A 25283-nucleotide genomic window follows, 5' to 3' on the forward strand; every position below is an offset into this window, starting at 1 on the left:
GCGCCGAAACACCGTGGAAACGTCCTGCTCAACTGTTCTTGACCGCCGAACACGCCCGACCGTAGCCTGCATTCCCAGAATTGACGTAGGACGTCCCACCTCTCGTCCTGACCGGCTTCGCTCAACCGCCCCCAGGAGGCACCGTGCGCCCCCACGTTTCCCGGACCTTCGTCAACCGCCGCGACTTTCTGCGCTTCAGCGGGGCATTGGGTGCGGCAGCCAGCATCTCCGCCACCCTCTCCGCCTGCGGTGGTCCCGCCTCGACCACCTCGGCCGGTGGTGACGACACGGGCCTGATCACCGCCGTGATCGGGTACGGCAACGACCAGACCTGGGACCCGTCGATGACCGCGTCGGCGTTCGCGATGGCCGCCAACAACCACATCTACGAAGGACTGGTCGACACCGATCCGGTCAGCCGCGACCCGTACCCCGCGCTGGCGACCGCATTACCCGCCGATCCAGGCGCGACCACCTGGCGGTTCACCCTGCGACCGGGCGCCAAGTGGCACGACGGCCAGCCGGTCACCGTCGACGACGTGCTGTTCAGCTTCCAGCGCGCCCTCGACCCGCAGACCCTGGCCTACTCGTTTTTCACCGCCTGGCTGCGCGAAGCCCGCAAGGTCGATGACACCACGGTCGAGCTGGTGCTGAAGTTCCCGTTCCCCGACGGCATCCAGCGGCTGACCATCGCGAAGATCATGCCGAAGCACGTCTTCGGCGCGCCGGGCGGCTGGGACGCCGCCAAGGGCGGCAAGGCGGTCGGGTCCGGGCCGTACCAACTGGTCGAGCACAACCCGAAGGCCAACTCGCGCTTCGAGGCCTTCGCCGACTACAACGGCCCGCGCGAACCGACCGCGCAGAAGATGAATTGGCTGTCCATCGTGGACGCCGCCGCTCGGGTCGCGAAGATCTCCGGCGCCAGCGCGGAGGCCCAGATCGCCGAGAACATCCCCTACGCCAACATCGACCAGCTGCGCCAGAGCGGGCTGACCGTCGAAGGCGGCAAGGGCATGAACCACATGTTCCTGATGTTCAACACCGCGCAGCAGCCCTTCGACGACAAGCGGGTCCGCCAGGCGCTGCTGTACGCGATCGACACCCGCAAGATGATCGACGTCGCGCTCAAGGGCCACGGCACCCCGGCCAGCAGCTTCCTCAACGAGCAGAACCCCGCCTACGCCAAGGCGAAGACGGTCTACGACTACAACCCGGACCGGGCCAGGGCGCTGCTGGCCGAGGCCGGGGTGAGCGGGCTGTCCATCAACTTGATGGCGGTGAACGTCAGCTGGCTCGCCGACTGCCTGCCGACCATCGCCAACTCCTGGGAGGCCATCGGCGTCCGGACCACGTTGGAGCCGCAGGACACCAGCGCGCTGTTCACCAAGATGGACCAGTCGCAGTCCTACCAGGTGGTCGCGGCGGCGTCGAACCCGAACCAGTTCGGCGTCGATCCGGACCTGATCCTGCGCTACAACTACACCGCTGGCGGCACCTGGATGAAGTACACCAAGTGGGACTCCAGCCCGGAGGCCGCGCAGCTGTTCGCGATGATGGACCGGGCGATCCAGGAACCGGACGCGACCCGACGGCTGCAGCTCGTGCACGAGTACCTGGACGTCGTCGCCGAGCAGGCCGTCCTCTACCCGGTGTTGCACAACGAACTGGTGAGCGCATGGGATCCGAAGAAGCTCACCGGTGTGCAGGCGCAGGCGTATCCGGGCGTGAACCTCTTGCAAGCCAAGCGGCTTTGAGAAGCTGCTCCTGGACTGGAGTTCGCGCAGGTGGTCCGGTGGCGCCAGCCGCACAGGTGGGCCGAGGGGTCGCGCCGCTTCGAAGACACGGCAAGGTCGGAACCTGGAGGAATCGTTGGTCTTGATCGCGAGGATGCTGCTGCGCCGCATCCTCATCCTGATCCCGCTGCTGCTGGGCGTGGTCCTGTTCGTCTTCATCGTGATGCGCTTCTCCAACAGCAAGCCGGAGTACGCCTACTTCCAGGGCGCGAATCCCACGCCGGAGCAAATCCACCAGTTCCAGCTGGAAAACGGCCTGCTCGACCCGCTTCCGGTGCGTTACGTCCGGTTCGTCGCCGAGCTGGCGCAGGGCGACATGGGCACCAGCGTGCTGACCAAGGCGCCGGTGCTGGACCAGGTGGCCACCGCGCTGCCGCTGACCATGCAGCTGACCTTCCTGGGGATGCTGATCGCGGTCGTGCTCTCGCTGCTGTTCGGCGTGACCGGGGCGATCTTCCGGGACCGCTGGCCGGATCAGCTCATCCGGGTGGTCTCGCTGGTCGGGGTGGCGGCACCGGCGTTCTGGATCGCGCTGCTGGCGATCCAGTGGCTCGCGGTCGACCTCGGTTGGTTCCCGACGGGCGGTTACGTCAACCCCGGTGACTCCTTCGGCGGCTGGCTGCGGTCGATGACGCTGCCCGCGATCTCGCTGTCGCTGCCGGTGGCCGCGCAGCTGACCCGGATCATCCGCACCGCGGTGGTGGAGGAGCTCGACAAGGACTACGTCCGCACCGCGATCGGCAACGGCCTGCCGCCGATCGTGGTCGTCGGCCGAAACGTCCTGCGCAACGCGCTGATCAACCCGCTGACCGTGCTCGGCCTGCGGATCGGCTACCTGCTCGGCGGCGCGGTGGTCATCGAGACCATCTACTCGCTGCCCGGCATGGGCCAGCTGATGATCACCGCGGTGCGCAACGGCGACCCGGCCGTCGTGCAGGGCGCGGTGCTCACCATCGCGACCGGGTTCGTCGTGCTGAACCTCGCCGTGGACGTCCTCTACCTGCTGGTCAACCCTCGACTCAGGAGCGCCGCGTGATGCGCAGCGGACTCGCGAAACGACTCTCCCGGCCTGGCATCGGGTTCCGGCGGCTGGGCACGGTGTCCTGGATCGCCGTCGGCCTGCTCGCCGTGGTCTGCGTGGCCGCGGTGTTCGCCCCGCTGTTGGCCCCGCATTCGCCCTACGTGCAGGAAGCCGCCTCCGGCGGCCCCAGCGCGGCGCACTGGATGGGGTTGGACAGCGCCAACCGGGACATCTTCACCCGGCTGCTGTACGGGGCGCGCTGGTCGCTGCTGATCGGGCTGGGCGCCACCGGCCTGGCGCTGCTCGCGGGCGCGACGATCGGTGCCGTCGCCGCCACGTCGCGCACCTGGATCGGCGAAACGATCATGCGGGTGCTCGACGTCATCATGGCCTTCCCCGGCATCGCGTTGGCCGCCGTGCTCGTCGCGGTCTTCGGCGGCAGCATCCCGGTGCTGGTGTTCGCGATCGCCTTCGTCAACACACCGCCCATCGCCCGCATCGTCCGGGCCAACGTGCTCGCCCAGTACGGCGAGGACTACGTGGCGGCGGAGAGGGTCATCGGCGCACGATCCCCGCACATCCTCATCCGGCACGTAGCGATCAACTGCGCGGCGCCGATCCTGGTGTTCTGCACGGTCATGGTGGCCGACGCGATCGTCTTCGAGGCGTCGCTGTCGTTCATCGGCGCCGGTGTGCGCCCGCCGGACCCGTCCTGGGGCAGCGTCATCGCCGACGGCAAGAACATGGTGCTGCTCGGCGGCTGGTGGGCGACCGTCTTCCCCGGCCTGATCATCCTGATCACCGTGCTGTCGCTCAACATTCTCGCCGAAGGCGTATCGGATGCCTGGGCGGCACCGGCCACCCGGCAGGCCGATCCGGGAACCAAACAGCAGGCCCGGATCAACACCGGGGAGCGCACCGAGCTGCCCGGACTGGCCGAAGCCGCACACCGACTGGCCGAACGGGCGCGTCCGCTGCCCGACGGCGAACCGGTCCTGCGGGTGCGCGACCTGGCCATCGGTTTCGACGGGCGCCACGGCGGCGTGGACATCGTGGACGGGATCTCCTTCGACGTCCGGCCCGGCGAAGTCCTCGGCCTGGTCGGCGAATCCGGCTGCGGCAAGACGCTCACCGCGTTGACCGTGATGGGCCTGCAACCGCGAGAGGCCCGCATCGGCGGGGAAATCCTCTTCCGCCGCGAAGGCGGCGCGACCGACCTGCTCACCGTCGGCCGCGCGGCCCGTCGCCGACTGCTCGGCCACGACATGGCGATGATCTACCAGGACGCGCTGTCCTCGCTGAACCCGGCCATGACCATCAAGGCCCAGCTCAAGCAGGTGGTCCGGCGCGGTGGCCGGCGCTCGCCCGCTGAACTGCTGGAGCTGGTGGGCCTGGATCCCGCGCGAACCCTCGCCTCCTATCCGCACGAGCTCTCCGGCGGGCAGCGGCAGCGGGTGCTGATCGCGATGGCGCTCTCGCGCGATCCGCAGCTGATCGTGGCCGACGAGCCGACCACGGCGCTGGACGTGACCGTGCAGGCCCAGGTGATCCAGCTGCTGCTGCGGCTGCGCGCGGAACTCGGCTTCGCGCTGATCCTGGTCTCCCACGACCTGGCGCTCGTCTCGGACGTCACCGACCGCATCGTGGTGATGTACGGCGGGCAGATCGTGGAGTCCGGGGTCACCGCGGCGTTGGTGGAGGCACCCGCGCACCACTACGCCCGCGGCCTGTTCGGCGCGGTGCTGTCGCTGGAATCCGGTGCCCCGCAACTGACCCAGATTCCGGGTGTGGTGCCAGCCCCGGCCGACTTCGCGCCGGGCTGCCGGTTCGCCGACCGCTGCCCGATGGCCACCGCCGTCTGCGAGCAGGAGGCGCCGGTGCTGGCCGGGCAGGGCCGGTTCCACTCGGTGGCGTGCCACCACCCGGCCATCGACATCACCGGCGCGGAAACCCGCGTGGCAGCACAGGAGCGACTATGACCCCTCCCGAGACGATCGTCGAGCTGACCGACGTCCACGTCACCCACCGAGCGCGCTCCGGCGGGGTGATCCGCGGCGACCGGGTGCACGCGGTCACCGGCGTGGACCTGGCCGTGGCGGCGGGTGAAACGGTCGGCATCGTCGGCGAGTCCGGGTGCGGCAAGTCCACCCTCGCCAAGGCGCTGGTCGGCCTGCAGAAGCCGACTTCGGGAACGGTTTCCTTCCACGGCAAGGACATCTGGTCGCTACCGGCCACCCAGCGCCGGGCGGCGATCGGGGCCGAGGTCGGGATGGTCTTCCAGGACCCCTCGACAGCGCTCAACCGGCGCCTGCCGATCCGCCAGGTGCTGCGCGACCCGCTGGACGTCCACGCGCACGGCAACGGGCGGGCGCGGGCGGAACGCGTGCGCGAACTGCTCGACCTGGTGGGCCTGCCCACCAGCGTGGCGAACCTGCTGCCGGGACAGGTTTCCGGTGGCCAACGCCAGCGGGTGGCCATCGCCCGCGCGCTGGCGTTGGGGCCTCGGCTGCTCGTCGCCGACGAACCGACCAGCGCGCTGGACGTCTCGGTCCGCTCGCAGATCCTCAACCTGCTGCTGGACCTGAAGCGGCAGCTGAACCTCGCGCTGGTGTTCGTCTCGCACGACATCCAGACGGTGCGGCGGATGAGCGACCGGGTGGTGACGATGTACCTCGGCCGGACCGTCGAGCAGATCCCGGCCGCCGCCGTGACCGGTGCCCGCCACCCCTACACGCGGGCGCTGTTCTCGGCCACCCCCGGACTGCTGTCGCCGATCGAGCCGATCCCGCTGATCGGACCGGTGCCGTCGGCGACCCGGCCACCGAGCGGATGCCCCTTCCGCACCAGGTGCTGGCGGGCCGACGACGTCTGCGCGGCCACGATGCCGAGTCCGCAGACCGACGACGAGGGGCGCACCTTCCGCTGCCACCACCCGGTTTCGACCGGCACGACCGACCTGGAACTCGCCACCGAAGCCCTGTCCGAAACCGGTCTCACCGCGCGATGAGACCGGTTTCCGGCAGACCCGGTCAGGCCACCACTGCCTGCAGGGCCTTGACCAGGCGCTCGGTCTGCACGGCCGGGAGGCCGGGGAAGCCGAAGCGGCGTCGGTTGTAGCCGTAGGAGAGGCCGCTGCGCGGGTCGGCGAATGCCTGCGAACCGGCGGCACCGCCGTGGCCGAAGGTGGCCTGGCCGAGGACGGGGTAGGTGTCCGCGATCGTGGCGAAGCCGAGTCCGTACGTCTTGTGCTGGCGGATCACGAGGTCGTAGCCGACCGAGTGGATCTGCGCGAACGCGGCAACCGTGTCCGGCTTGAGCAGCGGCGGCCTGCCGTCGACCTCGCTGATCGCGGCCGCGTACATCCCGGCGAGGCCGCGAGCGGAGGCCACGCCGCCGACCGAAGCGTTCCCCTTCTCCCGCACGACGCGGAAGTTCGGCAGTTCTTCCAACGGGGGCGCGTCCGAGTTGCGGTTCGAAGCGATGCCGCTGAGGCTTTCCGGTCCGACCGCGGCCGCGGCCAACTCGGCTTGCTGTTCGGGGGTGGGCCGCATGGGCAGGGTCGTCAGGAAGCGCGACTCCCGGTCTTCGGGCAGGCCCAGGTAGAAGTCGAGGTCATATGGTGCGCGGACGCGTTCCTCGAAGTGCTCCTGCAACGTCTTGCCGGTCGTGCGCCAGACCACCTCGCCGACGAGCGCTCCGATGACCAGCGCGTGGTACCCGAACGCGGTGCCCGGCCGCCAGTACGGGCGCTGCGCGGCCAGCCGCGCGGCGATGACGCGGTCGTCGGCGATTTCCTCCAGCGAGAACCCGCTGTCGGCGCCGACCAATCCGGCGCGGTGGGACAGCAGCTCGCGCAGCAGGATGTCCTGCTTGCCCTCGGCGGCGAACTCCGGCCAGTAGTGGCTCACCTGCCGGTCCAGGTCGAGCACCCCGTCCTGCACCAACAGCGCCGCCACCAGGTAGGCCGCGCCCTTGCTGGACGAGAACACGCCGGTCAGCGAGTCCCCGCCGATCTCCGGGCCGACCCAGAGGTCGACGACGCGCTGGCCCGCGACGTAGGCGACCAGTTGGGCGGCGTAGTCGCCGCCTTCGTCCGCTGCCACGGCAGCGAATTCCTCCCGTACGGATTCGAATCCTGCGGCCACCGTGCCCTGCGGGCTGGTCTCGGTCGACATCGGAGCTCCTCGTCGCTCGTCCCGGTTCACGTTTGAACAAACCAGGAGCAACCCGGGATATTCCCTCCACCACAACAAGAACCGCCGTCCAAAACGTCCATTTGGCGTCGCTCGCCGGGAAGCTCCGAAAGGAGTCCGCCCAGGCGCTGGGCGTCGGTGGACCGGCCAGCCAAGCCCGCGCGCTGGCCGAAACCGTCCTCGACGCCGCGATGCGCCCGTCGTGAGCGGCGGCGGTCGCCGCAACGACCGCCGCCGCTCAGGCGACCGGAGATCAGCGCAGCGAGCGGCGCACTTCGGCGGTTGCCGCGACCATGTTCGCCAAGGCCCTCTCGACTTCGGCGTAGCCGCGGGTCTTCAGCCCGCAGTCCGGATTGACCCACAACCGCTGCGCCGGAACGGCTTCCAGCGCGGCGCGCAGCAGGTTGGCGACCTCGGCGGGCTCCGGTACGCGCGGTGAATGGATGTCGTAGACACCGGGGCCGACATCGCGTCCGAAGCCGACCGCGTTGAGGTCGTCGAGCACCTCCATGCGCGAGCGGGCGGCCTCGATGCTGGTCACATCCGCGTCCAGCGCCACGATCGCGTTGATCACCTCGCCGAACTCCGAATAGCACAGGTGGGTGTGGATCTGGGTGGACTCGGCGACACCGCAGGTGGCCAGCCGGAAGGCGGCCACCGCCCACGCCAAGTACTGCTCGTGCCGCACCGCGCGCAACGGCAGCAACTCCCGCAGGGCCGGTTCATCGACCTGGATGACCCGGATACCAGCGGTCTCCAGATCGCTCACCTCGTCCCGGATGGCCAGCGCCACCTGCTTGGCGGTTTCGGCGAGGGCCTGGTCGTCGCGGACGAACGACCACGCCAGGATCGTGACCGGTCCGGTGAGCATGCCCTTGACCGGCTTCTCGGTCAGCCGCTGGGCGAAGGTCGCCCACTCGACCGTGATCGCCTTCGGCCGGGAGACATCGCCGAACAGGATCGGTGGGCGCACGCACCGCGACCCGTAGGACTGCACCCAACCGTTGTCGGTGCTGGCGAAACCGTCCAGGTTTTCGGCGAAGTACTGCACCATGTCGTTGCGTTCGGGCTCGCCGTGCACCAGCAGGTCGAGTCCGAGTTCTTCCTGCAGGCGGATGACCCGCTCGATCTCGTCCCGCATCCGCTGCTGGTAGGTGGCCCGGTCGAGGCGGCCGGAGCGCAGCGCGGCACGCGCCTTGCGAACGTCCGCGGTCTGCGGGAAGGATCCGATCGTCGTGGTCGGCAGCGGCGGCAGGCGCAGGGATTTCCGCTGGGCTGCGCGCCTTTCGGCGTACGGCTCGCGCTGCGTGGCCGTCGGCCGCAACGCCTGCAGCCGGGCCCGGACGCGATGGTTGTGCACCCGATCGGCAGTCGCCCGGTCGGCAACCGCGGCGCGCGCCGCGGCCAGCTCCTCGGCCACCGCGTCGCGGCCCTCGCGCAACGCGCGGCCGAGCACGACGACTTCGCGGACCTTCTGCTCGGCGAACGCCAGCCACGACTTGACCTGCGGGTCGATGTTCGCCTCCGCCGCCACGTCGTGGGGCACGTGCAGCAGCGAGCAGGAGGTGCTCACGGCCAGCTCACCGGCCGCCCCCAGCAGCGTGGCGGCCGTCGCGAGTGCCTTGTCCAGATCGGTGCGCCAGATGTTGCGCCCATCGACCAGCCCGGCCACCAGCGTCTTGTCCCGCAGCCCGCGAACCGGTGACAGCGCGTCCGCCGTGGAGCTCCCGGCCACCAGGTCGACACCGAGCGCCTCGACCGGGCAGGACGCCAGCACTTCCAGCGCCTCGCCGAGATCACCGAAATAACCGGCGACCAGCAGGTTCGGGCGCTCGGGCAGGTCACCGAGGCGACGGTAGGCGGCGCGCAGCGCGGCCAGCTCGGCAGGCGAGCGGTCGGCGGCGAACGCGGGTTCGTCGAGCTGCACCCAGGCCACGCCTTCGCGGCGCAGCTCGCCCAGCAGCTCCGCGTAGACGTCGAGGAGCTCGGTGAGCTTGTCCAGCGGCCGGAACGACTCGGCGGCCCCGGCCGCCGACTTGGACAGCAGCAGCAACGTAAGCGGACCCACCAGCACCGGCCGGGTGGTCACGCCGTGCTCGGCCGCCTCCCGGTACTGCTCCAGCGCAGTCCGGTCGGCCAGCGAGAACCGCGTGTCCGGACCGATCTCGGGCACCAGGTAGTGGTAGTTGGTGTCGAACCACTTCGTCATCTCCAGCGGCGGCGTGGACTCCACCCCGCGCGCCATGGCGAAGTAGGTGTCCAGCGAGCTGAGTCCCAGGTCGGTGTAGCGCGCCGGGATCGCGCCGAAGGTGACCGCCGCGTCCAGCACGTGGTCGTAGAACGAGAACGTGTTGCCGGGCACCGAATCCAGCCCCGCGTCCCGCAGCGACCGCCACGTGTCGACGCGCAGTCGACGGGCGACCTCGCGCAGTTCCGCCGCGCTGCTGCGCGACGACCAGTAGCTCTCCAACGCGCGCTTGAGTTCCCGGTTGGGGCCGATCCGGGGGTAGCCGAGTACGGTAGATCCGATCTTGCTGGTCAACGCCCTCTCCTCGCGAGCTCGACGACAGATGCGCCGAGGTCCGACGGGAGACAGGCGAAACCAGCCAGCGCGGCGACCACGAGCTGACCATCCGCCAGGTCTTCCCGCGAGACCTCGGATCAGCGCGCACCACCGGGTGCGCGCACCGGCGGCAGGTCTTCGGACTCGCGGGCTCCTCCCGGTCCGTGCCGGGCGTTCCTACTGGCCGTCGCTTCCCAGGCACACGTGCCCAGTGCTAATCCCGGTCTGCTGCGACCGGGGACGGCGGTCGTTCCCACTCACCGCTGCGGGGCAGTCCCGGATTCGCACCGGGTTCCCTCTTGCCTCGGCCACCCGCGGTCACATCCCGTGGATAGCCGAACCACCAGCACCTCGGAGACTACCGGCTGGCAAGCCGTTGGCAAGGGCCCGCAGCACGCGCCCTGCGAGCCGGGTGGGTGCGGTGCTCGCGGCAGTGGTTCGACCGGCGATCAGTCGGTGGTCGGTTCGAGGACGAAGTCGTAGGTGGCGTGCAGGTAGGGCTGGTCGAGCTGGCCCCCGTCGGGTGTCGGGCCCGCTGGCCGCTCGACGAACTCGACCACGAGCGCGTCCTTGGTGCCGAAGACCACGTCGGTGTCGAGGTATTCGACGCCGTCCTGGAACAGGTGGGTGATCAGCTTGTGGTGGCCGGGCTCGTCGATGAGGAAGTGGACGTGTGCCGGGCGGAAGTGGCTGATGTCGGTCTTCTTGATCAGATCGCCGACCGGGCCGTCCATCGGAATCGAGTACCCCAGCGGCGCCACGGTGCGGATGCAGTACGTGCCGTCCTCGCGCGTCTGGTACTTGGCGCGCAGCCGGGCTTCGTCGATCTCGGCGATCTGGGACTCGTAGTAGCCATCGGAATCGGCCTGCCAGACGTCCAGAACCGCGGACGGCATGGGTTTTCCGCCGGTGTCGGTGACCTTGCCGGTGATGAACAGCGGTTTGCCCGGCAGGCCATCGGACATGTCGTGGCCGAAGGGCACCGGCGGCGAGCCGTCGATGTGGAACGGGCCGAGCACGGTGGCCGGGGTCGCCGTCGGCGAGAAGCGGTTGTTCAGCTGGACGACGAGCATGCTGAGCCCGATGACATCGGAGGCGAGGATGAATTCCTGCCGCTTTTCGTCGCTGAGCTGCCCGGTGGCGGTGAGCCATTCGATGGCGGCCAGCCACTCGTCGTCGGTGAGCTCGACCTCGCGGGCGAATTCGTGGATGTGCCGCACCAGCGCGGTCATCAACTGCGCCAGCCGCGGTGAGTGCGCGGTGCCCCATCGCCGGAGGGCCAACTCCGTGATGTTGTCCTCGTTGACGAACGCCATGGCAGACCTTCCTCCTTGCGGACATCCGTCCGTGGTACGGCCATCCTGGCCGAACGGATCCGTTCGTGGCAAGGCCGTCGCTGCCGCGGCGAGATCGGGAGGCGATAACCTGCGGTCATGCGTCGTGACGGCAACCCCGAGTTCATCGAGGCCCTGGCCAGGGGACTCGACGTCCTCCGCTGCTTCCGGCCAGGACAACCGACGATGTCGTTGTCCGAAGTCGCCGCGGCCGCGGACCTGGCCCGGCCCACGGCGCGCCGGATCCTCATCACCCTCGAACAGCTGGGGTACGTGCGCATCACCGACGCGGGCTTCACCCTCACGCCCCGGGTGCTGGAACTCGGCATGGCCTACATCGGCACCAGCAACCTGTGGGAATTGGGCAGGCCGCATCTCAGGCAACTCGTGGAACGCACGCACGAGTCGTGTTCGATCGCCCAGCTCGACGGGTCCGACATCGTGTACGTGGCGCGGGTGGCCGTGCCGAAGCTGGTGACCCTGGCGGTGACGATCGGCACCCGCTTCCCCGCGCCGCCGACCTCGCTCGGCAAGGTCCTGCTCGCCGATCTGTCGAGCACCGAACTGGACGGCGTGCTCGGCGTTCCCAGCCGGTCCGGGATCACCCCGAGGTGGCAGCCCGAGCGCGCCGAGTTCGCGGCGGCGCTGCGCGACGTGCGCGCCAAGGGCTGGGCCGCCACCGATGAGCAGCTGGCGCCCGGAATCCGCTCGATCGCCGCCCCGATCCGCGACGGCGGCGGTCGGGTCGTCGCGGCGGTGAACGTCAACGCGCACGCCGCGGAGACCACAATGGACACCCTGGTCGACCACCACCTGCCGCTGCTGCTGCAGGCCGCCAGCGCCATCGCCGCCGACTGGGACGTCTGGCGCGCCCGCCCGATCGAGGTCATCACCAGCGCGCGTTGAGCAGCTGTCTTTGTTCTTGTTTTTGAAGTGGTCGTGTCGGGCCGTCCACCTCGGGTGAGGTGGACGATTTCGCGCGAAATCGCCGTCTCCCACGCGGGGCGGGTGGCGATTTCGCGCGAAATCGCCAGGTCTGCCACCCGCACCACGAAGCAAAACGAGTCCGAAGACAGGCCCTCAGACGCCTTCTCGACTGCGGGATCCCCGACATCATGTATGCCAATACACCACGTCGAGGCAGGCCTCCCAGAGAACGCCAGTGGGCAGAGTCTGAGAACCCGCGGCGGTGCAAGTGCCCTAGGCGGGCTAAGCGGCTGACGCCACTTTAAGAACAGAGATCAAAACGCCCATGCGAACCGGAATTCTCACCCACGACCTCTGACGTGGTCGTGGGCCTGCTGCTCCAGCCACGACTTGAGGGTGAAGAACAGCTCCGCGGCCACCGTCCCGTTCCAGTCCTCGGGCAGCAGCTCGACGGGCAGACCGGGATCCAGGTAGGGCAGCCGTCGCCAGTCGGTCAGCACCCGCACGTAGTCGGCGAAGGCCTCCGGCCCGCGCGGGGCGCGGCGGCGCCGCCACCGCTGCGCGACCGGCCGGTACACCCCGATGAACTCGCCGTAGAGCGCCTGCAGCTGGTCGAGATCCCACCACTGCGACACCTTCGTCCGCAGCTCACCGAAAGCCAGATGCTCCGCGTGGAACAGATCGGCGTAGCCGTCCAGCCCGTAGCGCCGCAGGACGCTGGACGCCGCGTCCCGCAGGTTCGCCGGTGCGATCCACACGCCTGGCGCGGCGGTGCCGAAGCCGAGCCGGGTCAGCTGGGTGCGCAGCACGTGCCGCTTCTGCCGCTCGGATTCGGGCACCGAGAACACCGCCAGCACCCAGCCGTCGGCCAGCGTGGCGCGCTCCCGGCGGAAGATCCGCTCGTCGCCTTCCCGCAGGATCTCCAGCGCCGCACCGGACAATTCGTACCCGGCCGCGCCGCCGCGCCGCTCGGCCAGCAGGATGCCGCGCCGCTTCAGCCGCGAAATCGACGAGCGGACCGCTGGCTCGTCCACCCCGAGATCGGCCAGCAGCCGGACCAGCGACGCCACCGACAGCCACCCGCCGGATTCCCGCGCGTACAGACCGTAGACGGTCACGATCAGCTGCCGGGGCTGCATGCCGCGACCGGTCAGCTCGCCCAGCACCGCGTCGTCCGCCACGATGTCCGTCGTCACGTGAGCACGATAACAGCGGCTGGACCGCCCGACCCGGACATCCACATTGGTGTCGCCGGATCTGGCGCTGTGAAGCCGAAATCGCCGCGCGTTGGCAGACCCACGAGGGCCAAGTAGGATCCGCACGTTTCCGCTATCCGGATCTGGGAGGCATCAAGGTGGCCGTCCTCACCGAACTCCTGCGGGCTCTGACGTCCGGGCGCATCAGCGTCATCGACCTCACCGCGCGCCTGACCCCCGAAGTTCCCGTGCTGCAACTGCCGGAGCCGTTCGCGAACACCATCGGCTTCCAGTTGGAGGAGATCAGCCGGTTCGACGACCGCGGACCCGCCTGGTACTGGAACAACATCCACACCGGCGAGCACACCGGCACCCACTTCGACGCGCCGGTGCACTGGATCACCGGACGCGACGGGCTGGACATCTCCTCGGTGCCGCCGCGCCAACTCGTCGGACCGGCGGTGGTCCTGGACTTCGCCGCGCAGGTCGCCGAAGATCCCGACTTCCTGCTGGAGATCGACCACATCCGCGACTGGGAGCAGACCCACGGCCCGCTGCCCGCCGATGGTTGGTTGCTGCTGCGCACCGGCTGGGACGCCCGCAGCGGTGACCAGGACGCGTTCCTCAACGCCGACGAGAACGGCTCCCACACCCCGGGCATCTCGCCGGAGTGCGCGCGCTGGCTGGCCGAGGAGACCTCGCTGCTGGGCATCGGGGTGGAGACCGTCGGCACCGACGCCGGGCTGGCCCCGACCTTCGAACCGGCCTTCCCCTGCCATTCGCTGCTGCTCGGCGCTGGCAAGTACGGCCTGACCCAGTTGCAGAACCTCGCGCTGCTGCCGCCCACCGGCGTGCTGCTCATCGCCGCGCCGCTGCCGATCGCGGGCGGCTCGGGCAGCCCGGCCAGGGTCCTCGCACTTGTCGAACAGGATTGACGGTCGAGCAGGATTGAAGGCGCCACCGGTCTGGCGGTGCGCTAGGCACAGCGCACCGCCAGATCCGGGCGAACGCACCGAATCGGAAGGAATTGCCATGAACGTCGCCGAGGCCGTCGGCCGCACGCTGGCCGCATTGGGCGTGGACCGCGCATTCGGGGTCGTCGGCAGCGGCAACTTCCACGTCACCAACGCACTGGTCGCCGCCGGTGCGCAGTTCGTGGCGGCCCGACACGAAGGCGGCGCCGCGACCATGGCCGACGGCTACGCGCGCACCAGCGGCCGCGTCGGGGTGCTCTCGGTGCACCAGGGCTGCGGGTTGACCAACGCGCTCACCGGCATCACCGAGGCCGCCAAGAGCCGCACCCCGCTCATCGTGCTGGCCGCGGAGACGGCGTCGGCCGCGATCCGCTCGAACTTCCGGGTCGACCAGGACGCGCTGGCCACCGCCGTGGGCGCCCGGCCCGAGCGCGTGCACAGCGCGGCCACCGCGGTCGACGACACGGTGCGGGCGTTCCGGCTGGCCACCGAGGGTCGGCGGACCGTGGTGCTGAACCTGCCGCTGGACGTGCAGGCGGCCGAAATCGACGGCGAACCGCCCGCCCCGCGACTGCCCGCGATCAGCCCGGTCGCCCCGTCGCCCGCTGCGGTTCGAGACCTCGTCGATCGGCTGGTCACCGCCCAGCGGCCGGTGTTCATCGCCGGTCGCGGCGCCCGGCACGCCGCCGCCGAACTGCGCGCGCTGGCCGACTCCTGCGGAGCGCTGCTGGCGACTTCGGCGGTGGCGCGGGGCCTGTTCCACGACGACCCGTGGTCGCTGGACGTTTCGGGCGGGTTCGCCACCCCGCTGGCCGCCGAGTTGATCTCTGCGGCGGATGTCATCGTCGGCTGGGGCACGGCGCTGAACATGTGGACCATGCGGCACGGCACCCTGATCGGACCGGACTGCGCGCTCGTGCAGGTCGACCTCAACGGCGAGGCCATCGGCGCGCACCGCCCGGTCGACCTCGGCGTGCTCGGCGACGTCGCGATGACCGCGGAAGCGGCTCGTGGCGAACTGGCCGACCGAGGCACCCACCCCGCCGGTTACCGCGACCCGAAGGTTCGGGAGCGGATCGCCCGCGAAGGTTCTTGGCGCGACGTCGAATTCGCCGATCAGTCCACATCGGACACCATCGATCCGCGCACGCTCAGCATCGCGCTGGACCGGCTGCTGCCCGACGAGCGGGTGCTCGCGGTGGACTCCGGCAACTTCATGGGTTACCCGAGCATGTTCCTGCGGGTGCCCGACGAGAACGGCTTCTGCTTCACCCAAGCCTTCCAATCCATCGGGCTCGGCTTGGCCACCGCCATCGGCGCGGCGCTGGCCCGCCCCGACCGGCTGCCGGTGGCCGCGCTCGGCGACGGCGGTGCGTTGATGGGCATCGCCGAGCTGGAAACCGCGGTGCGACTGGGCCTGCCGATGGTGATCGTGGTCTACAACGACCACGCCTACGGCGCCGAAGTCCACCACTTCGGCCCGGACGGCCATCGGCTGGACACCGTCGAGTTCCCGGACACCGATCTGGCCGCCGCCGCCCGCGGATTCGGCTGCACCGCCATCACGGTGCGCACCGAAGCCGACCTCGCACCGGTTCGGGGCTGGCTGGCGGGTCCGCGAACCGCTCCCCTGCTGATCGACGCGAAGATCACCTCGACCGAAGGCGCCTGGTGGCTCGTCGAAGCCTTCCGCGGCCACTGATATCGGTCAGCCGCACCGCAATCCGATGTGATCGTCCACTTCGGAACTTCGCCCGTTCTGAGAGCCCGTCTTGGAACTCGTTGTGCGTGGCGGTGCGGGTAACGAACCTGGCGATTTCGCGCGAAATCGTCACCCGCACCCCATGGGAAACGCCGATTTCGCGCGAAATCGCCCACCCCACGGCTCAGTAACCCAACTGGGCTGACAACTGGTCGGCCAGCTTCGTCATGATCCCGGCATAGCTCGCGTAGCTCATCGGTGCGACCGCATCCCACTCCACGAACCGGTTCGCGGCGGCCGCCGGGTGCGAGGCGAACACCGGGTTCTGCTTCATCTGCTCCGGCGGCATCGACGCGGGCCGGGCGTCCCACATCAGGACGTCACCGGGGTAGGCGTTCGCCTTCTCCCACGACAGCCGCTCGAAGTAGCCACCACCGGCGACGTCCGGGTGCTGCGGCGTGGTGATCGGCAGGCCGAGTTGCTTGACGTAGTAGTCCAGGTCGGGGTTGCGCGCCGGGACCACCACGAAGTACTCGTCCTTGGTGCCACCAACGGCCAGGATCGACTTGCCCTCGGCCCGCATCCGCGCCCCGATGTCGCGCAACCGCTGCGCCGCGGCGTTGAACCGGTCTGCATCGGCCTTCACCCGCGCCGAGTCGACGTCGCCGCCGAGCGCGCGAGCCAACTGCCCGTACCTGGCGATGGCATCCGGCAGCGCGATGCCGGACTGCTGGACGCCGACCGTCGGCACGATCCGCTTGACCATCTGCTCCTGGTCCTCGACCAGGTGCCAGAGCCCGGGGTACTCCGCGTACTTGCCGCTGACCAGCAAGTCGGGGTGCAACGACGTCAGCCGCTCCAAGTTCACCTCGCCGTAGCCGGGTCCGGTGACGTCGGTGACCTGCCGGGGATCGATGCTGCCCGCTTCCGGCTCGGTCGTGCCGTCATCGCGCACCAGCGGACCGAAGGTGCCGACCACGTTGACACCGAAGTCCTTGAGCGCACCGGCCGCCGACACCTGCGCGACGATCCGCTCCGGGCGCTCGGCCGCGTTGACGGTGATCCCCCGATCATCGGTGTAGGACCAACCGGTACCGCCCTGGTCGCCCCGACCAGGCGAAGCGCATGCCGATAACGCACCGGCGGCGACGAGCAGCGCGACGGCGGCTCGGATCTTGTGACGCACACCAACCTCCCCATTTTCGTAAGGCTAGGCTAACCTAGCACTGGATCTCGGGAGGTTACGGATGGCAGGTACGCGGACCGCGGAGAAGCCCGTCTACCGGATGTTCCCCGTCGAAGTGGCGCGGGTGCAGCGGCTCGGCCCCAGTTTCGTCCGGATCACCTTCACCGCCGAATGCCTGCGCGGCTTCGGCGCCGGTGGCGTCGACCAGCGGATCAAGGTGGTGCTCGCGCAACCCGGCCGGACCCTCGCGGACTTCCCGAGCGGGCCCGGCTGGTACCAGGAGTGGCTGGCGCTGCCCGAGGAGATCCGTCCCGTGCTGCGCACCTACACCGTTCGCGCCTACCGGCCCGAACCCGCCGAACTCGACATCGACTTCGTGCTGCACGGCGGCAACGGGCACGGAGGCAACGGGCACAGCGGCAACGGGAACGGGGCCACCGGGCATGCCGGGCCCGCCGCCACCTGGGCCGCGTCGGCCCGCCCCGGTGACGAGATCGGCGTGCTCGGCCCGGACCGACCGGGCACCGGCCGGATGTGGGGCTGCGAGTGGGCGCCACCGGCATCGGCCAGCCACCTGGTGCTGGCCGGTGATGAGACCGCGGTGCCCGCGGTCGCCTCCATCGTCGAGACCCTGCCGCCGTGCGCCCGGGGCATCGTCTGCCTTGAAGTGCCCGAGGAACACGACCGGCAGGACTGGATCGTGCCCGACGGCGTCGAGGTGCGCTGGTTCGCCCGCCGCGCGACCGCACCCCACGGCCAACTGCTGGAAGAAGGCGTCGCGGCAGCCCTCGACGAGCTGCACCCCCGCTCACGCGGTGGCGCGGTGGAACTCGACGACGTCGACGTGGACGCCCCGATCCTGTGGGACGTCCCCGAGGACGACGCCTCGCCCGGCCGGTTCTACGGCTGGCTGGCCGGTGAGGCCACCGTGATCAAGCGCCTGCGCCAACTGCTGGTCCGCGACTACGGCATCCCCAAGCAAGCCGTCGCGTTCATGGGCTACTGGCGCGACGGCCGCAGCTGACGGTCAGCGCAGCGGATCGAAGGGCCGCAGCTGCGCGGGCATGCGGCCGGTGACGATCCGTTCGGCGAGCAGCTTTCCGCTGATCGGACCGAGCGTGGCACCCCACATGCCGTGCCCGCCCGCGACGTAGACGCCCGGCAGCTTCGTCGGCCCGAGCACCGGCAGTCCGTCCGGGGTCATCGGACGCGGCCCCACCCAAACGTCCCGCAGATCCGACCAGTCCACACCGGACAGAAGCGGTCGCACCGAGCGCACGATCGCGGCGATGCGGGCCGGTTGCAGCGGATCGTCCGGGGCGCGGAACTCCATCGTCCCGGCGAGGCGCAACCGCCCCTGGTACGGCGTGCACGCCACCCGCGCGGCCGGTAGGTAGACCGGTGTCTTGGCTGGTTCTTCGGTGGCGACGCTGAACGAGTAGCCGCGCCCTGCCTGCACCTGGGTGCGCACGCCCAGCCGCCGCGCTAGTTCCGACAGCCACGCCCCGGTTGCCACCACCACGACGTCGGCCCGCCGCGGCGGCCCGGTGAACGTCTCGACGGCGATCCCGCCCGGTCCATGCCGCAGGGCCCGCACCCGCGCGCCGGAGACGATCTGCCCGCCGCGCTCGCGCACCGCGTCCGCGAGCGCCTGCACGAACGGGCCGGGCTCGAAGTGCCGCTGGCCGTCGATGCGCAACACATCGGTGACCTGCCCGGACAGCTGCGGCACGCGCGGGTTGTCGACCCGCTCGTAGTGCACGTCGAATCCGGCGCGGGCCACCTCGTCCAGCTCGTGCCGCAGCGCCGCGCTCTGCGCCGCTGCCGCGAAACCGACCATGATCGGGCCGCCCCGCGTGCTCGCCGCGACGCCGCCCTCGGTCAGCTCGTCGAAGGTATCCAGCGCCAGCCTGTTCACCGGAACCAACGCCGCCAGCGACCGCTGCCACGCCCGCGTGGTGCAGCGGGCCGCGAACCGCGCCAGGAAAGTCAGCACCGCCGGATCCGGCCGCAGCGGCACGTGCAGCGGCGCGTTCGGATCGCCCAGCGACCGCACCGCAGAGGACAGCACCCCGGGCTCGGCCAGCGGCACCGCCATGCACGGCGTCAGCCATCCCGCGTTGCCCCAGGACGCGCCCGCCGCGACCCCGCTGCGGTCGAGCACCACCACCTCCAAGCCGTGCTCCTGGAGGAACCACGCCGTGGACAACCCGACCATTCCGGCACCGACCACCACGGCACGACGCGGTGCGAGCGCGCGTGAATACATCTCACCCTCCTTGCAGGCCCAGGCGGCCAGATCCGCCCGCCGCCCCACTCGCTTTCGTAGCCGCACCAGCGTCGCCGACCAACGCACCGGTCCGCTACGTGAGATCACCAGAGCTCGCCGCACGATTTCGGGATCTCCTGGCGTCGGGTCCCGCATGCCGAAGGCGACGAATTCTGTCGGTGGGTTCGGCTACTGTCGTGCTTGACCCGTTCGGCGGATCCCGTTCGCCGAGTGGAGTCGTGCAGTCACTGGCACGCGAGCCGGAAGGGCGTAGGCATGGCCACCTCCACGATGGTCACCGATGACTTCACCACGCAGGCCGATCCGTTCCGGCGGGAACTGCTGGCGCACTGCTACCGGATGCTCGGCTCGCTGCACGACGCCGAAGACCTGGTGCAGGAGACCTACCTGCGCGCCTGGCGCGGGTACGACCGGTTCGAGGGCCGGTCGTCACTGCGCACCTGGCTCTACCGGATCGCCACCACCACCTGCTTGACCGCGCTGGAGAACCGGAAGCGCCGACCGCTGCCGACCGGACTGGGCGGACCGGTCGACAGCCCGGCCGACGAACTGGTCGAACTGCCCGAGGTGTCGTGGCTGGAGCCCATCCCGGATTCCATGATCGTCAACGACCACGCCGATCCGGCGACGATCGTCGGCGTGCGGGAGAGCACCCGGCTGGCGTTCATCGCCGCCCTGCAACACCTGCCCGCCCGACAGCGGGCGGTGCTGATCCTGCGCGACGTGCTGAAGTGGCGGGCCTCCGAGGTCGCCGACACCCTCGGCACCAGCACCACCGCGGTCAACAGCATCCTGCAACGCGCCCGCGCCCAACTCGACCAGGTCAAACCGTCCGAGGACGACACCTCCGAGCCGTTGACCGCCGAGCAGCAGCAGCTGCTGGACCGCTACGTGACGGCCTTCGAAGCCAAGAACATCCCGGCCATCGTGCAGCTGTTCACCGCCGATGCGGTCTGGGAGATGCCGCCGTACGCCAACTGGGTGCGCGGTGCCGAGCAGATCGGCCGCCTGGTCGACGTGAAGTGCCCGGCCGGGCCGGACGACATGCGGCTGCTGCCCGCCCGCGCCAACGGCCAGGTCGCCTTCGGCGTCTACATGCGCGAACCGGACGGCGTTTTCCGGCCGTTCCACCTCCAGGTGCTCGACCTCGAAGGCGCGGCGGTCAAGCACACGGTCGCGTTCTTCGACGTCGACATGTTCCCGGCCTTCGGCCTGCCCACCACCTATCCGTCCTGAACCAGCGCGCGGTCCGACAGAGCCTTAGCGGACCAGGCCTAGCCCAAGAGCAGCACCAGCGGTTCACCCGAACCGCGCACCTGGTAGTAGATCTTGGCGTCACCAACACTGATCGCGAACGGCACCCCAACATCCTACGACCGCCGAAACGGTGCCAGGACGAGGTGAAGGGCACCTTTCACCAAGCAACTTGGCGAAAGGTGCCCTTCACTCCTCACTCCTACGGGAACCGCACCGGCTGTGCACCGTGGTTCAGCGGCGACGGGGTCCATAGTGGACGGAATGCGCGATGGGGGTCAGCCTTCGTCGCGGACGAGGCGGAAGTGGACCCAGCGCTCCTGGTCGGCGAGACCGGCCAGTTCACGGCCGCAGGACTGCCGGATGGTCGCCGAGGAACTGATGTGCTGGGTGCCCGCGTGCACATCGCGGAACAGCCGCTGGATCACCCCGGACCGCAGCGCGACCGAACCCGCCGACCGGTACACGAACTCCGCGACCTCCTGCATCGACCAGGTCGCGTTGTTCAGCGCCAGGCGGTTGAGCGTCTCCTCCCGGACGCTGGGCTGATCACCGCGGTCCTGGGCGGCTTCGATGGAACGCCAGGCGTCGAAGAGGAAGGCCTCGGCGCTGCGCAAGGTGGCTTCCGCGCTCGCGTACTCCCCGTGGAAGGACTCGCCCAACCCCCGGCCGGTGCGCCGGACGAAGGCCGCGAGCTCGTCGAGCAGTCGCCGACCGACGCCGAGCGCCCACGAACCGTGGTTGATGCTGGCCAGGTTCCCGATGCCCAGCCGGTACAGATCGCCGCCGGTGATCGGTTCCCGGCTCAGCGACGGGTAGCTGTACCCGATGGGCACGAACACCTCGTTCAGCACGTAGTCGAGGCTTCCGGTCGCGCGCAGCCCCAGCACGTCCCAGTTGTCGATGATGGTCGCCTGCGCGACGGGGAGCACGAAGAAACGCGACTGGCCGGTCTCCGCGTCGATCGCGGCGGTGTGCACGTGGGTGGCGTGCTTGATGCCCGACGCGAAGCTCCACTCCCCGCTGACCAGGTGTCCGCCGTCGACCGGCACCGCGCGGCCGGGTTTCGTGCCCTGCCCGGCGATGGCCGTCCGGGAACCGTCGGCGAACAGTTCGCGTGCGGTGTCCTCGGGGAAGAACGCACCGGCCAGACCCGTCGCGGTCGCCAGCGCCATGCCCACCCAGCCCGCCGACGGGTCGGCATAGGCCAGTGCGCGGAACAGCCGCATCGCGTCGGTGGGTCGCAGCTCCAGTCCGCCGAGTTCGCGCGGCAGGAACGCCTTCACCGCGCCCACTTCGTGCAGCGCGGACACGACCGAATCGTTGAGCACGCCCTGCTCGTCGCTGCTCGCGGCGTACTTGTCGAACAGGCCGTACAGGCCTTCCGCGGTGCGGACGATCTCGTCCGGGTCGATGGCCGAGCTGGGGTCACCGGCAACGGAACGCGACGGAACCTCGTTCATGAACACTCTCCTGACCTGCCCGGAACGCCGTGCGAGTGGCTCGGCTTGCGACTGGATTCGCCAACGTGGTGCAGCCAATGATTAGTTGCCGATTCCCGGGCCATCAAGGTGTGACGGCGTCATCGCTGATGGTTGTTGGTGCGCACTGATGGCCGAAGGTGATCAGGCCCGCAGTTATTCCCGGTGGTGCTCAATGAAATCCAACGGTTATTGGACGCCATCCGTGCTCGCCACCGAGTCTTGGACCCATCGCCCGCAGATCAGCGGCGAACGGAACGGAGGTGGCCGATGAGCGGACTCAGCAGTCCGCAGGCAGGCAGCGCATCGTGCGATCCCGATTTCTTCCGCACCGTGTGCGGGCAGTTCGCCACCGGGGTCACCGTGGTGACGACCGAATCCGACACCGGCCCCCGGGCCGCCACGGTGAACTCCTTTTCGTCGCTGACGCTCGATCCCCCGCAGATCATCGTCTGCCTGCGGAATTCGACCCGGACCTGGTCGGCGATCCGCCGATCCGGGAGGTTCGCGGTCAACATCCTCGCCGCCGATCAGGAAGGGCTGGCACATCGGTTCGCCTCCGCCGATCCGGACAAAATGTCCGAAGTCGGCATGTCGCGAGGGCATTCCGGAGTTCCCGTTCTGCCGAACACCGTCGGCACCCTGGAATGCACGGTGTCCGACGCGGTGGCGAAAGCAACGCACGTGATCATCATCGGCACCGTGGTGCACGCCAGTTGCGATTCGCGACGGCCGCCGCTGGTGTTCTTCCGCAGCACCATGTACCGCGACGTCGCCGGCGACGACGCGGGGCTGCGCAACTAGGTTCGCACCCGGGTGGCGGGCACGATGCGAGCGCTAGTGAGGTGAGTTCGGACGATCGTCGTGGACAGCGACCGGGCCAACTGATCACCGGCACGCTTTTTCGAAAAGGGACTTTTGCAACAAAGGAGTTCGAATGGCCCAAACCGAGATCGACGTTCGCGAGGAACTCGACGAAGCCGGCATGCGACCCCTGCACTGGTGGGTGGTCGTGCTGGCGCTGCTCGCGATCACCATCGACGGGTACAACACGATGGTCACCCCGTACGTCATTCCCTTCGTCCAGCACACCTGGCAGCTCAGCGGAGCCGAAAGCGGACTGCTGGTGTCCTCGGCGCTGATTGGTGTGATGGTCGGCTCGCTGGGGCAGGGAGTGATCGCCGACCGGATCGGGCGCAAACCCACCCTCATCGCCGGGCTCATCATCTCCGGCGGATTCAGCGTGCTCACCGCATTGCTCGTCGATTCGCTGTCGGGTTTCGTCGCACTCCGGTTCCTGACGGGTGTCGGTCTCGGCGTGATCATGCCGCTGTGCGCGGCCTACATCAACGAATTCCTGCCGCGCAACCTCCGGCACCGCATCGCCACGATCTCGCTGGCCGGATTCGCCGTCGGCGGGATCATCGCGCCGGTGCTCGGCATCGTGCTCGCCCAGGACCTCGGGTGGCAGGTTCTGCTGCACATCGGCGGCATCTCGGTGCTGCTGGGCATCGGTTACCTGGCCGTGTTCCCGGAATCGGTGGAATACCTCGCGGCGCGCGGCAGGAAGCGCGAGGCGATCACCCTGCTGTCCCGGCTTCGCCCGGACCGGGCCGCCGCATACGCCCAGGCCGGGGGCAACATCCGGACGGCAGGCGAACAGGGGCAGCGAACACCGCGTGCCTGGCTGATCCCGATGGGCCCGAAGTACCTCATCACCACGCTCGCCCTGTGGACGACCTCGTTCTTCGTCCTGTTCGACAACTACGGTCTCATCACCTGGGCGCCGAACATCATGCTGGCCCGCGGCTACGGCTTCAGCGGCAGCCTGTTCTTCGCGATCTCGTTCGAACTGTGCTCCATCGTCGGCGGATTCGCGTGCGGGTACGTCGCCGACAAGTGGTTGCCGCAGCGGATCTCGATGATCGTCTGGCTGGTGCTCGGCTCGCTGTGCGCGGTGGTCCTGGTGACGGTCACCGATCCGATCATCTCGCTGATCTCGGTCAGCGCCACCGGATTCTTCATCGCCGCCGTGCTCTACCCGCTGAACAACGTGACCGCGATGAGCTATCCCGTCAACGCCCGCAGCACCGGCGTCGGGTACATGCTCGGGGTCGGCCGGTTGGGCGGCATCCTCGGCCCGTACATCTGCGGCGCCCTGCCGGGCCCGTCGGCGGTGTTCATCGCCACCACGATCGCCGGGTTCCTGGCCGCGGCCAGCATGGTGTTCTACGGGCACGAGGGGCGCAGGGGCAAGCGCGTCGGCGCGATGTCGGGGACGGCCGTGGCGACAGGTGGCGCCCGGGACTGAGGCGCCCCGCCTCCGCCGCCGGTCAGCCGGAGCCGACCTCCGGCGGTTGACCCGCCGCGCCCTGCGGCCCTGGCACCTCGGGTTCCCAGGGCCGCAGGGCCAGGAAGTTCGCCAGGATCGCCGGTTTGCGGCCCGAGTGGTACAGGGCGCCCATGGTCAGCTTCGGTGCCGGGCCGGTGATGTCGCGGTAGACCACGTTGCGCTGCGCCGTGATCCTGGCCGACGCGGGTGCGAAGGTGATGCCGAGCCCGGCGGCGGCCAGGCCGATGGCCACCGACGTGCTGTTGACCTCCTGGGCCAGTCGCGGGCTGAACCCGGCGTTCACGCAGGTGGTGAGGTAGTAGTCGTGCAGCTCCGGCTCGACTTGCCTGGCGACCAGGATCAGGTCCTCGTCGGCCAGATCGCCCAACATCACCGAGGGGGCGGTCGCCAGGGGGTGCCCGCAGGGCACGACGAGCAGGACCGGTTCCTCGGAGACCGGTTCGGTCAGCAGGTCGGGCCGTTCGGCGACGGGCAGCCGGGTGAAGGCGAAATGCATGCTCCGGCTGGCGACCTTCTCGATCGCGGCCCGGCTGGTGGCCTCGCTCAGGGTGATCTTGACGGCGGGGTAGCGCTGGCGGAACCGGCGCAGCGAGCGGGGCAGCAGATCGGCCAGTGCCGGGTGGATGAACCCGATGTTCAGCCGCCCCACCTCGCCCCGGCTGATCGCCTGCGCCCGCTGGATCGCGCCGTTGGTGTGCGCGAGGATCTCGACGGCTTCCTGGAGGAAGGTCTCCCCCGCCTCGGTCAGGGCGACGTGCCGCCGGTCCCGCTTCAACAGCTCGATGCCCAGTTCGTTCTCCAACGCGGTGATCTGCTTGCTCAACGCGGGCTGCACGATGTGCAGCTTCTCCGCCGCCCGGCGGAAGTGGAGTTCTTCGGCGACCGACACGAAATAGCGAAGATGACGTAGCTCCATTGCCTGCCCCTCTCCGGGCTTCCCCGCCGGTGCGACCGGTCGCACGTGTGAAGGTACGTTCACGTACTTGTTTCCGCTACGACATCTTGGCACCGACCGT

20 protein-coding genes and 1 riboswitch are annotated in these 25283 nt (G+C 69.6%); of the genes, 12 read left to right on the forward strand and 8 right to left on the reverse strand.

What is annotated here, in order from left to right:
- Positions 1-143: 143 nt before the first annotated feature.
- The 4 genes from ACTWQN_RS10215 to ACTWQN_RS10230 all read left to right on the forward strand — a co-directional run bounded on the left by ACTWQN_RS10215 (position 144) and on the right by ACTWQN_RS10230 (position 5821).
- A complete protein-coding gene (locus ACTWQN_RS10215) occupies positions 144-1754 on the forward strand; it encodes an ABC transporter substrate-binding protein (protein ID WP_443203124.1) in 1611 nt (536 codons plus the stop codon).
- A gap of 121 nt (positions 1755-1875) precedes the next feature.
- Positions 1876-2829, forward strand: a complete 954-nt coding sequence (locus tag ACTWQN_RS10220) for an ABC transporter permease (RefSeq protein ID WP_443203125.1) — start codon at positions 1876-1878, stop codon at positions 2827-2829.
- The gene (locus tag ACTWQN_RS10225; RefSeq protein ID WP_443203180.1) at positions 2829-4793 is read left to right on the forward strand and encodes a dipeptide/oligopeptide/nickel ABC transporter permease/ATP-binding protein; all 1965 of its coding nucleotides are present in this window, start codon (positions 2829-2831) and stop codon (positions 4791-4793) included. The genes ACTWQN_RS10220 and ACTWQN_RS10225 overlap by 1 nt, the downstream gene beginning before the upstream one ends.
- Positions 4790-5821, forward strand: coding sequence for an ABC transporter ATP-binding protein (locus ACTWQN_RS10230; RefSeq protein WP_443203126.1), 1032 nt, complete (start codon positions 4790-4792; stop codon positions 5819-5821). Before ACTWQN_RS10225 ends, ACTWQN_RS10230 begins: the two co-directional genes overlap by 4 nt.
- A 22-nt stretch (positions 5822-5843) precedes the next feature.
- On the opposite strand, the gene ACTWQN_RS10235 is transcribed toward ACTWQN_RS10230, so the two are convergent.
- Positions 5844-6989: a serine hydrolase domain-containing protein gene (locus ACTWQN_RS10235; protein WP_443203127.1), complete on the reverse strand. Its 1146-nt coding sequence runs from the start codon at positions 6987-6989 to the stop codon at positions 5844-5846.
- 101 nt (positions 6990-7090) lie between these two features.
- On the opposite strand from ACTWQN_RS10235, the gene ACTWQN_RS10240 reads away from it, so the two are divergent.
- Positions 7091-7213, forward strand: a complete 123-nt coding sequence (locus ACTWQN_RS10240; protein WP_443203128.1) for a hypothetical protein — start codon at positions 7091-7093, stop codon at positions 7211-7213.
- Between the two features lie 47 nt (positions 7214-7260).
- On the opposite strand, the gene metE is transcribed toward ACTWQN_RS10240, so the two are convergent.
- The gene (gene metE, locus ACTWQN_RS10245) at positions 7261-9549 is read right to left on the reverse strand and encodes a 5-methyltetrahydropteroyltriglutamate--homocysteine S-methyltransferase (RefSeq protein ID WP_443203129.1); all 2289 of its coding nucleotides are present in this window, start codon (positions 9547-9549) and stop codon (positions 7261-7263) included.
- Positions 9550-9682: 133 nt separating this feature from the next.
- Positions 9683-9930, reverse strand: a riboswitch (cobalamin riboswitch).
- A gap of 89 nt (positions 9931-10019) precedes the next feature.
- A complete protein-coding gene (locus ACTWQN_RS10250; protein ID WP_443203130.1) occupies positions 10020-10886 on the reverse strand; it encodes a dioxygenase family protein in 867 nt (288 codons plus the stop codon).
- Positions 10887-11003: 117 nt separating this feature from the next.
- Here ACTWQN_RS10250 and ACTWQN_RS10255 point away from each other — a divergent pair, with 117 nt between their 5' ends.
- On the forward strand, positions 11004-11810 hold the full coding sequence (locus tag ACTWQN_RS10255; RefSeq protein WP_443203131.1) for an IclR family transcriptional regulator domain-containing protein: 807 nt from the start codon (positions 11004-11006) through the stop codon (positions 11808-11810).
- Positions 11811-12172: 362 nt separating this feature from the next.
- Here ACTWQN_RS10255 and ACTWQN_RS10260 read toward each other — a convergent pair whose 3' ends face one another.
- Positions 12173-12970, reverse strand: a complete 798-nt coding sequence (locus tag ACTWQN_RS10260) for a PaaX family transcriptional regulator (RefSeq protein ID WP_443203181.1) — start codon at positions 12968-12970, stop codon at positions 12173-12175.
- A gap of 215 nt (positions 12971-13185) precedes the next feature.
- On the opposite strand from ACTWQN_RS10260, the gene ACTWQN_RS10265 reads away from it, so the two are divergent.
- Positions 13186-13962 carry a cyclase family protein gene (locus ACTWQN_RS10265; protein ID WP_443203132.1) on the forward strand — a complete coding sequence of 259 codons (777 nt, stop codon included), beginning with the start codon at positions 13186-13188 and terminating at the stop codon, positions 13960-13962.
- 97 nt (positions 13963-14059) lie between these two features.
- Positions 14060-15703, forward strand: a complete 1644-nt coding sequence (locus ACTWQN_RS10270; RefSeq protein WP_443203133.1) for a thiamine pyrophosphate-binding protein — start codon at positions 14060-14062, stop codon at positions 15701-15703.
- A gap of 184 nt (positions 15704-15887) precedes the next feature.
- Here ACTWQN_RS10270 and ACTWQN_RS10275 read toward each other — a convergent pair whose 3' ends face one another.
- Positions 15888-16889, reverse strand: a complete 1002-nt coding sequence (locus ACTWQN_RS10275) for an ABC transporter substrate-binding protein (RefSeq protein ID WP_443203134.1) — start codon at positions 16887-16889, stop codon at positions 15888-15890.
- Positions 16890-16950: 61 nt separating this feature from the next.
- Between ACTWQN_RS10275 and ACTWQN_RS10280 the strand changes: the two genes are divergently transcribed.
- Positions 16951-17913, forward strand: a complete 963-nt coding sequence (locus ACTWQN_RS10280) for a siderophore-interacting protein (RefSeq protein WP_443203135.1) — start codon at positions 16951-16953, stop codon at positions 17911-17913.
- Between the two features lie 3 nt (positions 17914-17916).
- Here ACTWQN_RS10280 and ACTWQN_RS10285 read toward each other — a convergent pair whose 3' ends face one another.
- Entirely contained in the window at positions 17917-19158 is a 1242-nt protein-coding gene (locus ACTWQN_RS10285; protein ID WP_443203136.1) for an NAD(P)/FAD-dependent oxidoreductase, read from the reverse strand.
- 276 nt (positions 19159-19434) lie between these two features.
- Between ACTWQN_RS10285 and ACTWQN_RS10290 the strand changes: the two genes are divergently transcribed.
- Entirely contained in the window at positions 19435-20415 is a 981-nt protein-coding gene (locus ACTWQN_RS10290) for a sigma-70 family RNA polymerase sigma factor (RefSeq protein ID WP_443203137.1), read from the forward strand.
- Between the two features lie 296 nt (positions 20416-20711).
- Here ACTWQN_RS10290 and ACTWQN_RS10295 read toward each other — a convergent pair whose 3' ends face one another.
- The gene (locus tag ACTWQN_RS10295) at positions 20712-21896 is read right to left on the reverse strand and encodes an acyl-CoA dehydrogenase family protein (protein ID WP_443203138.1); all 1185 of its coding nucleotides are present in this window, start codon (positions 21894-21896) and stop codon (positions 20712-20714) included.
- 288 nt (positions 21897-22184) lie between these two features.
- Here ACTWQN_RS10295 and ACTWQN_RS10300 point away from each other — a divergent pair, with 288 nt between their 5' ends.
- Together ACTWQN_RS10300 and ACTWQN_RS10305 are read left to right on the forward strand one after the other, a co-directional pair.
- Positions 22185-22718: a flavin reductase family protein gene (locus tag ACTWQN_RS10300; RefSeq protein ID WP_443203139.1), complete on the forward strand. Its 534-nt coding sequence runs from the start codon at positions 22185-22187 to the stop codon at positions 22716-22718.
- A gap of 133 nt (positions 22719-22851) precedes the next feature.
- Positions 22852-24225 carry an MFS transporter gene (locus ACTWQN_RS10305; RefSeq protein WP_443203140.1) on the forward strand — a complete coding sequence of 458 codons (1374 nt, stop codon included), beginning with the start codon at positions 22852-22854 and terminating at the stop codon, positions 24223-24225.
- Positions 24226-24247: 22 nt separating this feature from the next.
- Here ACTWQN_RS10305 and ACTWQN_RS10310 read toward each other — a convergent pair whose 3' ends face one another.
- Entirely contained in the window at positions 24248-25183 is a 936-nt protein-coding gene (locus tag ACTWQN_RS10310; protein ID WP_443203141.1) for a LysR family transcriptional regulator, read from the reverse strand.
- Positions 25184-25283: the final 100 nt, after the last annotated feature.

Source organism: Saccharopolyspora antiqui (genome assembly GCF_052246905.1).
In the GTDB taxonomy this organism is placed as follows: domain Bacteria; phylum Actinomycetota; class Actinomycetes; order Mycobacteriales; family Pseudonocardiaceae; genus Saccharopolyspora.

Excerpts from the sequence above, each read along its gene's own strand:
- ACTWQN_RS10285 (WP_443203136.1), bottom strand. The coding sequence starts at position 19,158 with ATGTATTCACGCGCGCTCGCACCGCGTCGTGCCGTGGTGGTCGGTGCC.
- ACTWQN_RS10270 (WP_443203133.1), top strand. The coding sequence starts at position 14,060 with ATGAACGTCGCCGAGGCCGTCGGCCGCACGCTGGCCGCATTGGGCGTG.
- ACTWQN_RS10310 (WP_443203141.1), bottom strand. The coding sequence starts at position 25,183 with ATGGAGCTACGTCATCTTCGCTATTTCGTGTCGGTCGCCGAAGAACTC.
- ACTWQN_RS10235 (WP_443203127.1), bottom strand. The coding sequence starts at position 6,989 with ATGTCGACCGAGACCAGCCCGCAGGGCACGGTGGCCGCAGGATTCGAA.
- ACTWQN_RS10225 (WP_443203180.1), top strand. The coding sequence starts at position 2,829 with ATGCGCAGCGGACTCGCGAAACGACTCTCCCGGCCTGGCATCGGGTTC.
- ACTWQN_RS10295 (WP_443203138.1), bottom strand. The coding sequence starts at position 21,896 with ATGAACGAGGTTCCGTCGCGTTCCGTTGCCGGTGACCCCAGCTCGGCC.
- ACTWQN_RS10255 (WP_443203131.1), top strand. The coding sequence starts at position 11,004 with ATGCGTCGTGACGGCAACCCCGAGTTCATCGAGGCCCTGGCCAGGGGA.
- ACTWQN_RS10230 (WP_443203126.1), top strand. The coding sequence starts at position 4,790 with ATGACCCCTCCCGAGACGATCGTCGAGCTGACCGACGTCCACGTCACC.
- ACTWQN_RS10290 (WP_443203137.1), top strand. The coding sequence starts at position 19,435 with ATGGCCACCTCCACGATGGTCACCGATGACTTCACCACGCAGGCCGAT.
- ACTWQN_RS10300 (WP_443203139.1), top strand. The coding sequence starts at position 22,185 with ATGAGCGGACTCAGCAGTCCGCAGGCAGGCAGCGCATCGTGCGATCCC.
- ACTWQN_RS10250 (WP_443203130.1), bottom strand. The coding sequence starts at position 10,886 with ATGGCGTTCGTCAACGAGGACAACATCACGGAGTTGGCCCTCCGGCGA.
- ACTWQN_RS10305 (WP_443203140.1), top strand. The coding sequence starts at position 22,852 with ATGGCCCAAACCGAGATCGACGTTCGCGAGGAACTCGACGAAGCCGGC.
- ACTWQN_RS10280 (WP_443203135.1), top strand. The coding sequence starts at position 16,951 with ATGGCAGGTACGCGGACCGCGGAGAAGCCCGTCTACCGGATGTTCCCC.
- ACTWQN_RS10260 (WP_443203181.1), bottom strand. The coding sequence starts at position 12,970 with ATGCAGCCCCGGCAGCTGATCGTGACCGTCTACGGTCTGTACGCGCGG.